Source organism: Bacillus sp. WMMC1349 (genome assembly GCF_013155385.1).
Lineage (GTDB): Bacteria > Bacillota > Bacilli > Bacillales > Bacillaceae > Bacillus.
Genome location: NZ_JABJUQ010000007.1, coordinates 2,726,407 through 2,738,896 on the forward strand (window position 1 = coordinate 2,726,407; position 12,490 = coordinate 2,738,896).

Sequence of the window (12,490 nt, forward strand, 5' to 3'; positions counted from 1 at the left end):
CAGTTTGTAAGGCAAAAGGGGCTGTCTGAAAAAAGGAAAATTGTTAAAACTTACGATTTAAGATTGGAGTAGTCCTTTATCAACATGAATCAGGGGAAATTGCGGATCGCCCGCGGAAAGCGAGCAAATCCCCCCATTTTTATTCATCCACATGACTTTCAGGACACCTCCTTTCTTTTACATTGGGATTGTGTAAACTAGGCTAACCCAAATCTAATTCTAGTAGTTTGAGGGTATCATAAGTCATTTGTTTCATTCAGGAGAGTATATTAAAATAACCAACCAATCAGACTTGACTGGCTGGTTATAAGAGGAATTAAAATTACTTATACGTCAACAAGAAATATTTCTTTTTCCCGCGGCGAAGCACAGTAAATTGTCCTTCAATGCGGTCTTCACTGCTGAGAATAGCGCTAATATCCGTACGGCGTTCACCGTTAATGTAGACAGCACCATTGGTGATGTCTTCACGTGCCTGACGTTTGGATGGTGACAGCTTGGTTTGGACAAGTACATCAACAAGAGAAAGTTCTGCTGTCTGTTCGAGTTCAAGAGAAGGCACCCCTTTAAAGCCGACTTTCACTTCTTCAGCTGTTAACTGTTTAATATCTCCGCTGAAGAGCGCTCTTGAGATATTAACAGCCTGTTCATAAGCTTCAGGACCATGAACAAGACACGTCATTTCTTCGGCAAGACGTTTTTGCGCTTCACGTTTTTCTGGAGCGGTCTCCGTCTTTTCTGCCAACTCTTCAATTTCTTGTTTAGATAAAAAGGTGAAGTATTTTAAATATTTTACGATATCTCTGTCATCTGTGTTAATCCAGAACTGGTAGAACTCGTATGCAGATGTTTTCTCCTTATCAAGCCATACTGCACCGCCTTCTGTTTTACCAAATTTCGTACCATCTGCTTTTGTAACAAGCGGGATCGTCAGACCGAAGGCTTTGGCATTTTCTTCAGATTTACGGATCAATTCAAGACCTGATGTAATATTTCCCCATTGGTCACTGCCACCAATTTGAAGTCTGCATTGGTTGTTTTTATATAAATTTAAGAAATCCAATGATTGAAGAATCATATAGCTGAATTCCGTGTATGAGATCCCTGTTTCAATTCTGGAGCTAACTGTATCTTTAGCTAACATGTAATTGATCCCAAAGTTTTTACCAATATCGCGCAAAAACTCAATGACATTCATTTGCCCGATCCAATCATAATTATTCGCCATTACTGCAGCGTTCTCGTTCCTTTCAAAATCCAGAAAACGGGAAAGCTGATGTTTAATCTTCTCTGACCATTCCTCAACGATATCTTGGTTGTTAAGCGTCCGTTCTGCTTTTTTTCCGCTCGGATCACCGATCAAGCCTGTTGCTCCGCCGACAAGTGCAATCGGACGATGTCCAGCTAGCTGAAAGCGGCGAAGTACTAAAATTGGCAATAAATGCCCAATATGAAGGCTATCAGCTGTCGGATCAAATCCTGAGTATAAGCTGATTTTTTCTTTTTCCAATAGTTCTTTTAAACCTTCTTCATCAGTTTGTTGATGAATCAGTCCCCGAAACATAAGGTCATCAAATAAATTTGTCATAATCTTTGGCTCCTTTTTCTTAAAAAAATAAAAAAGCCCCTTCGTTCAAAACGAAGGGACGATGCAAATCGCGGTACCACCCTGCTTAAAAGAACGCAGACCGCATTCTTTTCACTTTAATTGATAACGGAACACTCCGTTCTTTTACTGCAAAAGTCAAAAACTTTCTTGTAAAAGCGGTTCATGAGTTGTAATTCAAACTATCCTTTTGTACTGATTTACACCGACCATCAGCTCTCTATGACAGGGAAGGATCATTCTACTCGTCTCAATCTTCACCTTTTATTATTTGATTACACTCTTTTTTAACATAAACTTCTTACTATGTCAATGGACGCTGTTTAATCTTCCATCGTTGAGAGATCCCCAGTTGGAAGATTCAACTCCCATGCTTTCAGCACACGTCTCATAATTTTTCCGCTTCTTGTCTTTGGAAGCTTATCCCTAAACTCAATTTCCCGTGGAGCAGCATGGGCAGCCAAACCTTTTTTAACAAACTGCCTAATTTCCTCTTTTAATTGATCTGATGGTTCATATCCTTCTCTTAGTGCAATAAATGCTTTAATAATTTCTCCGCGAACAGGATCCGGTTTACCAATAACACCTGCTTCAGCAACGGCCTGATGCTCAACAAGCTTGCTTTCCACTTCAAATGGACCGACACGTTCACCTGATGTCATGATCACATCATCAATCCGTCCTTGAAACCAAAAGTAGCCGTCTTCATCCATATACGCAGAATCACCAGACACATACCAACCCTCAGGCATAAAATATGAGCTGTATTTTCCGGGATTATTCCAAATCGAGCGCATCATCGCCGGCCAGCCTTTTCTAATAGCAAGATTGCCCATTCTGTATGGCGGCAACTCATTTCCTTGATGATCAACAATGGCAGCTTCTATTCCAGGGAACGGTTTTCCCATTGAACCTGGCTTAATTTCTAGTGAAGGATAGTTGCAAATCATCTGTGCTCCTGTCTCAGTCATCCACCATGTATCATGAATCCGATTATGGAACACTTTATGTCCCCATCTAATGACTTCCGGGTTTAAAGGTTCTCCGACACTTAATACATGTCTTAAAGAACTTAAATCATATTGCTTTACCAATTCGTCTCCAGCTCCCATCAACATACGGAAAGCCGTCGGCGCACTGTACCAAACAGTTACTTCCAAGTGTTCAATTGTCTCATACCACTTTTCTGGACTGAATCTGCCACCTACCACAACATTTGTAGCACCATTCAACCAAGGGCTGAAAATCCCGTAAATGGTTCCGGTCACCCAGCCAGGATCAGCTGTGCACCAATAGATATCGTCTTCTTTAAGATCAAGCACCCATTTGCCTGTCTGATCATGCTGAATCATCCCTTGGTGAACATGGAGAACCCCTTTCGGTGTACCGGTTGAACCTGATGTGTAGTGAAGCAACATCCCATCTTCCTGATCCATCCACTCTAATCTAAGATCAGTGCTTGCTTCTTTTGCTTTAGAAAAATAATCAATGACAGGTCCTTCTTCTTTTACTCCCTCTCCGACAACGACAACCGATTGAAGATCTGGAAGGTCCTGTACAGGAACCCGGTTAAGCAACTCCGGAGTTGTCACAATCACTTTGGCCTGACTATTTAAAAGTCTGTCTTTGACTGCCCCCTCCATAAAGGCTTCAAATAACGGCCCAACAATCGCTCCCAGTTTGATAGCACCTAACATCACAAAATACAGCTCAGGTGACCTCGGCATAAAAACAAACACACGATCCCCTTTTTTGACATCCGCGTGCTCTCTTAATACATTCCCAGCTTTATTTGTTTCGTTTTTCATTTCTCTGAAGGTGTATTTTTCTTCACGGGTTTGATCTTTGTAATATAATGCAACTTTATTTTTGAGATGTGATTCAGCGTGACGATCAATCGTTTCATAAGCTGTGTTTATTTTTCCAGTTTTGTGCCACGAAAAGTTTTTTTCAACAGCTTTCCAGTCAAAAGTCCGATATGCTTCATCATAATCAGTTAAATTATAGTCCCCTTCCACAACTGATAACGCTTTCATTGTTAGTCCCATCCCCCTTTGTTTCGATCCTCAAAATATATTATAGTACAGATCTTTTATTTTCTCAATTTTTAAAAAATAGTCTCCTTTACTTTGAAAACGCTTCATATTTTGTTATGTTATGTATATAAGACTTTATCGTTATTAGAAAATAGATAAGAAACTTTGCTCGAAAACGATCGACTCCGAGCGTTTTCGTGGCATTTTGTTTCAACTAAGAAGTAAGGCGGTGTATATGTGGAGCATCACAAAACTTATCATTCCAAAAAATTGCACTCTGAGAAAGGTGCCTTGCTAATCGAAGGTCCAATCACACCTGATAAGCTGGCAAACTACGAATTTCATGCCAAGCTTACCGCCTTTCGCCCCTCGCAAAAACAGCATGAAGCATTAATTGAAATTGCTGGATTGCCTGAAGGACGGATTATTATTGCTCGTTTCCATCACACCATTGTCGGATATGTTACTTATGTTTATCCAGATCCGCTTGAAAGATGGTCCGAGGGAAACATGGAAAACTTAATTGAACTTGGTGCCATTGAAGTAATACCTGAATTTAGAGGTCGCTCTGTTGGAAAGACGCTTTTAGAAGTTAGCATGATGGATAAACAAATGGAAAAGTATATTATTATTACGACTGAATATTACTGGCATTGGGATTTAAAAGAAACGAATAAGGATGTATGGGAATATAGAAAGATGATGGAGAAGATGATGAATGCCGGAGGTCTTATCTGGTTTGCTACAGATGATCCGGAAATCAGTTCTCATCCTGCTAACTGTTTAATGGTTCGAATTGGAAAAGAGGTCAACCAGGAATCGATTGAACGTTTTGACCGAATTCGATTCCACAACCGCTTTATGTATTAAAGGGAGCAAAGGGGATCTGAATATGATTGTTGAAAAAATCATGAAAAAGGATGTTGTGACGCTTTCAAGAACAGATACAATCGAAGAAGCGATCAAACGGATGAGATCATTCCATATTAAACATCTGCCGGTTGTTAATGAACGGGGAACAGTCATAGGGGTTGTAACAGATCGGGATGTGAAAATAGCCAGTCCGAGTATACTGTCTCAACATAACTCTCCCGAATCTTTACAAAAGCCGGTCGAACTGATTATGTCTAAAGAAGTGATCACAGGACATCCACTTGATTTTGCCGAAGAAATATCTGTTGTTTTTTTTGAATATGAAATCGGCTGTTTACCAATTGTAAAAAATAATAAACTTGTAGGCATTGTGACAAAATCGGATTTACTTGATACTTTTGTCCAATTAACTGGTGCCCATTTTCCAGGTTCACAAATTGAAATTAAAACAGATGATATTACACAAAGCCTTGCTGAGATCAGTTCGATTTTCAGCAAACGACACATCGGTATTTTAAGTGTACTTGTTTATCCCAGTGATGAAGAAAAATCAAAAATTCTTGTTTTTCGTGTACAAACGATGAATCCCACCTCATGTATCAAAGACATAAAGTCAAAAGGCTATCAAGTCCTTTGGCCGGCAGAACAAAGGGATATACTGCTATGAAGGACAGCGTGTTTATTTTTTCTCCTTCATATCAAACCTATCAATTTCATCAAGACCATCCATTTAATCAGTTGAGAGTTTATATCACATATGACCTTCTCAACTCAATAAATGCATTGGAGCAAGAAGAGATCATCGCGCCGCGTATGGCAACTGAATCTGAGCTCCAGCTTGTTCACACCGATGATTATATTCGAGCCGTTCAACAAGCTGGGGCAGGTAAACTAGCAGCAGCAGAAAGTGAAAACTATGGGCTAGGCACGGAGGATACACCTGTTTTTGCCGGTATGCATGAAGCAGCAGCACTTTTAGTAGGTGGGACACTGACAGCTGCTGATTATGTTATGACAGGCAAAGCAAAACACGCTCTTAATCTTGGAGGTGGGCTTCATCACGGATTCCGAGGGAGAGCTTCAGGCTTTTGCGTATATAATGACAGTTCTGTGGTTATCCGTTATTTGCAGAAAAACTATCAAGCTAAAATCCTTTACATTGATACAGACGCCCATCATGGAGATGGTGTCCAATTTACATTTTATGATGACCCATCCGTCTGCACAGTTTCACTTCATGAAACAGGACGTTATCTCTTCCCAGGCACAGGGCAAGTTCAGGAAAGAGGTCATGGAAAAGGCTATGGGTACGCCTTTAATTTCCCGCTTGACGCATTCACCGAAGACCAATCATTTATTGAATCCTACCATACAGCCGTCACCGAAATCGCTGAATTTTTTAAACCTGATGTCATTTTAACGCAAAATGGAGCTGATGCACATTTTTACGACCCCCTGACACACTTATGTACAACAATGACAATTTATGACTACATTCCAAAACTTGCCCATGAAATCGCACACAAATATTGCAGTGGGAGATGGATTGCTGTAGGCGGCGGCGGTTATGATATTTGGAGAGTCGTCCCGCGAGCATGGGCAAGAATTTGGTTAGAAATGAAAGGGATCGATGCGAAAGGGCATTTGCCGAAAAAATGGCTGAATAGATGGGAAAAACAAGCTTCTGTACCACTTCCGACTACTTGGTGTGATCCTGAAAACTTATACCCTCCAATTCCAAGAAGAAATGAGATTACTGAAAAAAATGCCCAAACAGTTTCAAAAACACTTTTTCCGATACGAACAAGCTTCAGCCGAATGCAATCCCAGATTAAATAAAAATTGTATGATTGATATATCAGCGTTTGTTAAATGTAAAAAGGGTGTCCAATCGTCACATTCGACTGATTGGTCAGCCCTTTACTTTGTTTTATCCACTTTGCCAATGACAATTTCAACACGCCTATTTTCTTTCATATGGCTTTCAGTTCGATTATCCTTAACCGGTTTTGTATCTGCATATCCGACTGCCACAAACCGCGAGGAATTCATTTTTTCTTTTGCTGTAAAATATTGAATCACAGTGCTCGCCCTTGCGGAAGAAAGCTCCCAGTTGGAAGGAAATCGGTAGGTCGAAATTGGGCGGCTGTCTGTATGTCCCTCAACATTAATTGGGTTTGGTACTGTTTTTAACAGAACCGAGATTTTATGCAACAGCTGATAGGCCTGTTTTTTAATATCCGCCTTCCCTGAATCAAAAAGGACGGCTTCCTGAAGGACGAGAATAACACCCCGTTCATCTCGTTTAGCGATAATGAGACCTGAAAGTTGGTTTTTTTCAATATAGTTATTGATTTTCTTTAATAAATCTTCTTCATGTTGAACAGCTTTTTTTATTTTTTGTTTATCATTTAATTGTTTTTCGTTGACTACAGACTTTCCGTCTGCCCTTTCCTGAAAAGAGCCGACTGCTGCTTTAAATTTTTTGAGGTCAATTTGCGACATTGAAAATAGTAAAATAAAAAACACAAGGATCAGGGTAATCAAATCTGAAAATGTAAAAATCCAGCTTGAAGATTTTCGACCGGATTCACGTTTTCTTCTTTCATGTCTGAGCTTCATGCACCAAACTCCTTATGTTTTACAGGCCCCACCTGATTTTTTTGCCATTCTTCTTTCGAGCCGAATACAACTAGCTGACTTTCCAAATTACGTGGGTTTCTTCCTGATTGAATACCGATTATCCCTTCTATCATCACCTGTTTTTTAAAGATTTCATTTTCTGTCTTTTCTTCAAGCTTTGCAGCTATTGGAATAAACAACATATTGGATAAAAGAGAGCCATAGAGCGTTGTCAAAAGAGCAATCGCCATGTTTGGACCAAGGGTTTCGGGCGTATTTAAATTTTTAAGCATCATCACAAGCCCGACAAGGGTTCCGATCATTCCCCATGCAGGAGCAAACTCTCCCGCTTTTTCAAAAATTCTTCGACCTTTTCTATGCCTTTCTTCCATCGCTGCAATTTCCGAGTTCATCACATTACGAATCGTCTCTTCATCCCAGCCGTCAACAGCAAGAAGCAAGCCTTTTTTTAAGAAGGGATTATTCATTTCGTTTAAGTTAGTTTCTAATGATAAAATCCCTTGTTTGCGTGCCTGCTCAGAAAGGCTGATAAATGTTTTGACCAAATCCTTTATATCATCATCTTCTGAAATAAAAACTTGCTTTAATACAGCTGGTGTTCTTTTTAGTTCTTTTGGTGAGAAGCTGACAAAAACAGCAGCACACAATCCTCCTGTCACAATAAAAAAGGATGTTAAATCAACAAATGAATAAAATCCGGTAAGACCAGCACCTGAAATGATGCCGATTACTAATATAAACATACCTAAAATAAAACCAACCGGTGTAAGATAATCAAATCGTTTCATCTTCTATATTCTCTCCACTAAGGAAAAAAAAGCAAGACATTTCACAAAACGTGAAAACTTGCTTTCTTTCTCATTATTCTTCTTGTTTACAATATTGCAGATTGTCTGACTTCAAGTCGATGTGGGAGCTGAACAATATGCTCTTCTACTTGCTCCTTATTCATCAGTTTTGTCAAAAGTCTCATTGCCACAGCACCGATATCATAGGTCGGCTGAACAACTGTTGTCAATTGCGGACGAACCATTAAAGAAAGTCTTGTATTGTCAAAACCGATCACTTCAAGATCATCCGGTATTGAAAGAGCTTTATCCTGCGCTGCATGAATAATGCCAAGTGCCATTTCATCTGTTGCTGAAAGGACAGCAGTCGGCTTTTCATCTAGCTTGATGAGCTCAGTCAGTGCTTCCATACCAGAATCATACGTATAGTCACCTTCAACAACATACTCTTCTTTAAATTCAAGACCTTTATCCTTAAGTGCTTTTTTAAATCCTTGAAGTTTCTTTACTTTATTAATCGGTTCAATCAGCGGCCCTGATACAAATGCTAATCGCTTATGACCTTTTTCAATTAGCTTGATTACCGCATCATAAATTGCCTGCTCATAATCAATTGCAACAGATGGTGTTTCTCCTTTTTCTTCAACAGATGCCGCAAGTACAATTGGAACAGGTGAGCGTTTAAATTCTTCAACATGTTCTTCCGTTACATTACCGCTCATGAAGACGATTCCATCAACCTGCTTTCCAAGCATCGTATTAAGTAGATGAAGCTCTTTATCCATATTTTGATCAGAGTTGCTAAGAATAATATTGTATTTGTACATTGTAGCAATATCCTCTATACCTCTTGCCAACTCTGAATAAAAAATACTTGAAATATCGGGTATAATCACACCAACCGTTGTCGTTTTTTTGCTAGCCAAGCCCCTGGCAACGGCGTTTGGTCGATATCCTAAACGATCGATCGCTTCAAGCACCTTTTTCCTTGTCGTTGGCTTTACATTTGGATTTCCATTGACAACCCGAGAAACGGTTGCCATACTGACATTTGCTTCACGTGCAACATCATATATTGTAACATTACTCATTTTTTAACCACTCCTTAGACTAGGTACACTTTCCTTTTTCTACACATGAACATTTTTTGTTGAGACATATAATCATGTAAAGATTTTATATCAAACAAACAGATCACAAGTTTACATTAATTTTCATTATTCAAAGCAAAAGGGCCTCTTTGAAATTATACACGGTTTTGTCCAATATGAAAACGTTCCCCGCTGTCAATTTCAATAACAACAATAAAAATCATGAGTTTCTTGGGCAAATATTATGTAAAAAGACCGCTTCTAAAAAGCGGTCTAAATGGATGGATTATGCTTTTAGCTGAACAAGCGGCTTAAGCTCATTTAACCATTTTTCAAATGTCGGGATATCCATTTGCTGAGCGGAGTCAGACAAAGCAACTGATGGATCAGGATGAACCTCTGCCATCACACCATCAGCCCCGATCGCAAGGGCTGCTTTTGCTGCCGGCAATAAGAGATCACGACGTCCTGTTGAATGGGTGACATCGACGAAAACCGGAAGATGTGTTTCTTGTTTCAAAATTGGAACGGCTGAAATATCAAGCGTGTTTCTCGTCGCCGTCTCATATGTTCTGATACCGCGTTCACAAAGAATAATTTGATCATTCCCTTGTGAAATGATGTATTCTGCTGCATTAATAAATTCCTTTAATGTTGCAGCAAGTCCGCGCTTTAAGAGAACAGGTTTTTTGACACAGCCCGCTGCTTTTAACAGCTCAAAGTTTTGCATGTTGCGAGCGCCAATTTGAATAACATCTATATAGTTAATCGCTTGTTCAATATGTTCCGGATTGACAATCTCACTGATTACAGCCAGATCATATTCGTCGGCGACACGTTTTAGTATCTTTAATCCTTCAACACCAAGTCCCTGAAAATCGTATGGGCTTGTACGGGGCTTGAAGGCTCCGCCGCGAAGCAGTTTTAAACCTTGTTTTTTAGCGGCAGCAGCAACTTCAGCAACCTGCTCATAGCTTTCTACTGCACATGGACCGATGATAAACCTTTGTTCACCATCTCCAATTGTTTCACCTTTTAGATTGACAATCGTGTTTTCAGGCTTTTTCTTACGCGAGACGAGAAGTGCCTTACTATGATCATCTTCTTGAAGCTCCAGACCCGCTTTAAATATCTCTTTAAAAATATGCTGTATTGTAGAATCTTCAAACGGTCCGTCATTATGTTCAATGATACTGTCCAACATCGCTCTTTCTCTTACAGGGTCGTAGCGATTAATTCCCTGTGCTTCTTTTGTTTTTCCAATTTCTTGGACAATTCTGCCGCGTTCGTTAATTAACTTTAAAATCTGTAAATTCAGGTCATTTGTCTGCTGCCTTAGCAAATCCAGTTCAGTGTTGCTCATACTCTCCATCCTTTCTCTTAGCTTCAAGAATGATTCAATTAATTAGGGTTAATTATAAACAAAGTTTGCAAAAATGTCACGAAAAAAATCTTTATTACCTAAACGCTTTTAAGTGTTAAAGTATTATATGCAATTTTTCTGTTTTTGTTCATGTTTTATTTGTTTTGTTTTTCTAACTTGACTGTTTTTTTAATCGTTGTATTTCTGTTTCTGCTGTGTAGATTCGTTGATTCAAAGTATCACTCTTATCATCAATATATCCTATGGTCTCCTCCATGAATTTCCCTATACTCGCAATAATATTTTTTTGAAGTCTTTCTTGACCTTTTTTCAGCTCTGTTACGTCGTTTTCTATACAATCAAGACGCTGATCCATCCCATTAAGACGATGGTTTATCCCGTCAAAGCGCTTATCTATTTCATCAAAACGACCGTCCATCACTTCAAGACGATCGTCTAAACCATCAAAACGACCGTCCATCACTTCAAAACGACCGTCTATTTCTTCAAGACGCTTGTCTAAACCGTCAAAACGACCATCCATTCCTTCAAGACGCTTGTCTAGATTATCAAAACGACCATCCATTCCTTCAAGACGATCGTCTAAACCATCAAAGCGACCATCCATCACTTCAAAACGACCGTCTATTTCTTCAATACGATCGTCTAGACCATCAAAACGACCGTCCATTCCTTCAAGACGCTTGTCTAAACCATCAAAGCGACCGTCCATCTTATAAAGGTGCAGATTGACGGAGTTTACTTGTTCCTCTAATATAGAGCGGAGCATTTCTTTTAAATCGTTAGTCATTTATCATTCACCCCCTGTTTTTCATTATATAATAGCATGGTAGCTCAATCGATGTACTTTCGGAAAATTGTCTTTTCCTAGAGGAAAACAAAAAAAAGACCAAAATAAATTTGGCCTTTTAGTACTTCGTTTATTTGCTGTTTTCTGCTAGTGAGTCTGCGGTAATTTGTGAATGAGAAGCATGCCACTTCACTTCACCATTTTTGAAAATAAGCGCTTGAGGACTTTCATGTTTAATAGCGTAATGCTCAGCAATGTAATTTGATAATGAACGGCTTTCCTGTACCTTTAAATAAAAAGCAGGTACATCTTGATGTTTGTTGCAAAATTTTTCAAACTCTTCGAATGCTCGCCGACTAATAGGGCAAGTTAGGCTATGCTTAAAGAAAACAAACGATTCATGATCTCCTTCAACAGATTTAAATTCAGCTTCTGTTTGAATAAGTTGCTTTGGCATGGTGATCCCCTTTCATTCTCAAACTTATGGAACCCTGTTTAGTTATTGTTCTCTTTCGGTTCCTCAATATATTCACTAGCTTCTCCAGCCATTTTTGTTCCCTGATTTTTCAAATCTTTCACTTTATTCATAAGTTGTGTGGATTGATCAGCAACAAGCTGTGAAATAGAAGATGTTTTATCTTTTGCAAGGCTGATATACTCAGAACTTTTTTCTTTTGCTTGATTTGTCAGCTTATCAGTTTTATCTTTGATAACAGCAGTTTGATTGCTGAGGTCATGTCGTAGCTCTTTTCCTGATTTCGGTGCTAGTAATAAAGCTGTCAAAGCCCCAACAACTCCACCAATCACTGTGCCAATAAAAAAATCTTTAGAATTCATTCCTTCTTTACTCATGTTTTATTCCTCCTTCATTCTTTTTTGTTTCCATTTATTCCAAATCTCTATAGCAGCATTGCTCCAACTAACAATTTGAGAAATTTTTTCGCGATTGTCTTCAGCTACCGAAGTCACAGTATGAGATACCTGTTGTATTGAAGTGTTAAACTGTCTAATCGAAGTTCCCACGTCCTGAACGGCATCGACAACTGTGTTCAATTTTAAAGATTTATCTTGAATATCTTCTGCAAGACGATTTGTCTTATGTAAAAGCTCTGTTGTTTCAGTTGTAATGCCCTTCATTTGTCCTTCAAGCCCCTCCAAGGTCGAAGCAACATGTTTCAGTGTAGTTTGTACCGTGTTTAATGTTTTTGATATGTAGATTACTAAGATAAAAAAAGCGACAGCGATAAGTGCAACGCTTAAATAAAGAATCATCATCTTC

Annotated in this window: 12 protein-coding genes, 1 pseudogene and 1 other annotated feature; of the genes and pseudogenes, 3 read left to right on the top strand and 10 right to left on the bottom strand. The window is 39.1% G+C overall.

Annotated features, from left to right (window positions below; all coding sequences use genetic code 11):
• Positions 1 to 322: 322 nt before the first annotated feature.
• Both tyrS and acsA read right to left on the bottom strand, forming a co-directional pair.
• On the bottom strand, positions 323 to 1,588 hold the full coding sequence (gene tyrS, locus HOO54_RS16310) for a tyrosine--tRNA ligase (RefSeq protein WP_172297108.1): 1,266 nt from the start codon (positions 1,586 to 1,588) through the stop codon (positions 323 to 325).
• A gap of 51 nt (positions 1,589 to 1,639) precedes the next feature.
• Positions 1,640 to 1,873 (bottom strand) — a binding site (T-box leader).
• 56 nt (positions 1,874 to 1,929) lie between these two features.
• On the bottom strand, positions 1,930 to 3,654 hold the full coding sequence (gene acsA / locus HOO54_RS16315; protein ID WP_172297110.1) for an acetate--CoA ligase: 1,725 nt from the start codon (positions 3,652 to 3,654) through the stop codon (positions 1,930 to 1,932).
• Positions 3,655 to 3,879: 225 nt separating this feature from the next.
• Here acsA and HOO54_RS16320 point away from each other — a divergent pair, with 225 nt between their 5' ends.
• From HOO54_RS16320 to HOO54_RS16330, 3 genes are read left to right on the top strand one after another with little or no spacing between them, the layout of a single operon-like run.
• Positions 3,880 to 4,512 (top strand): GNAT family N-acetyltransferase, encoded by a 633-nt coding sequence (locus HOO54_RS16320; protein ID WP_172297111.1) that lies wholly within the window; start codon positions 3,880 to 3,882, stop codon positions 4,510 to 4,512.
• Between the two features lie 22 nt (positions 4,513 to 4,534).
• Entirely contained in the window at positions 4,535 to 5,182 is a 648-nt protein-coding gene (locus HOO54_RS16325; RefSeq protein ID WP_172297112.1) for an acetoin utilization AcuB family protein, read from the top strand.
• Entirely contained in the window at positions 5,179 to 6,354 is a 1,176-nt protein-coding gene (locus HOO54_RS16330) for an acetoin utilization protein AcuC (RefSeq protein ID WP_172297113.1), read from the top strand. The genes HOO54_RS16325 and HOO54_RS16330 overlap by 4 nt, the downstream gene beginning before the upstream one ends.
• A gap of 81 nt (positions 6,355 to 6,435) precedes the next feature.
• Here the strand turns inward: HOO54_RS16330 and motS are convergent, their stop codons facing one another.
• From motS to HOO54_RS16370, 8 genes and pseudogenes are all read right to left on the bottom strand, one after another.
• Complete coding sequence (motS, locus tag HOO54_RS16335) at positions 6,436 to 7,137, bottom strand: flagellar motor protein MotS (protein WP_172297114.1); 702 nt, start codon at positions 7,135 to 7,137, stop codon at positions 6,436 to 6,438.
• Positions 7,121 to 7,946, bottom strand: a pseudogene (gene motP / locus HOO54_RS16340) (flagellar motor protein MotP). The gene motS and the pseudogene motP overlap by 17 nt, the downstream one beginning before the upstream one ends.
• Positions 7,947 to 8,032: 86 nt before the next feature.
• Positions 8,033 to 9,037, bottom strand: coding sequence for a catabolite control protein A (ccpA, locus tag HOO54_RS16345; protein ID WP_172297116.1), 1,005 nt, complete (start codon positions 9,035 to 9,037; stop codon positions 8,033 to 8,035).
• A gap of 286 nt (positions 9,038 to 9,323) precedes the next feature.
• Positions 9,324 to 10,400 carry a bifunctional 3-deoxy-7-phosphoheptulonate synthase/chorismate mutase gene (locus HOO54_RS16350; RefSeq protein ID WP_172297117.1) on the bottom strand — a complete coding sequence of 359 codons (1,077 nt, stop codon included), beginning with the start codon at positions 10,398 to 10,400 and terminating at the stop codon, positions 9,324 to 9,326.
• A gap of 172 nt (positions 10,401 to 10,572) precedes the next feature.
• The gene (locus HOO54_RS16355; protein ID WP_172297118.1) at positions 10,573 to 11,211 is read right to left on the bottom strand and encodes a hypothetical protein; all 639 of its coding nucleotides are present in this window, start codon (positions 11,209 to 11,211) and stop codon (positions 10,573 to 10,575) included.
• Positions 11,212 to 11,341: 130 nt separating this feature from the next.
• Positions 11,342 to 11,668, bottom strand: a complete 327-nt coding sequence (ytxJ, locus tag HOO54_RS16360; protein ID WP_172297119.1) for a bacillithiol system redox-active protein YtxJ — start codon at positions 11,666 to 11,668, stop codon at positions 11,342 to 11,344.
• A gap of 38 nt (positions 11,669 to 11,706) precedes the next feature.
• The gene (locus HOO54_RS16365; protein ID WP_172297120.1) at positions 11,707 to 12,063 is read right to left on the bottom strand and encodes a YtxH domain-containing protein; all 357 of its coding nucleotides are present in this window, start codon (positions 12,061 to 12,063) and stop codon (positions 11,707 to 11,709) included.
• A gap of 3 nt (positions 12,064 to 12,066) precedes the next feature.
• Positions 12,067 to 12,486, bottom strand: a complete 420-nt coding sequence (locus tag HOO54_RS16370; protein WP_172297121.1) for a DUF948 domain-containing protein — start codon at positions 12,484 to 12,486, stop codon at positions 12,067 to 12,069.
• Positions 12,487 to 12,490: the final 4 nt, after the last annotated feature.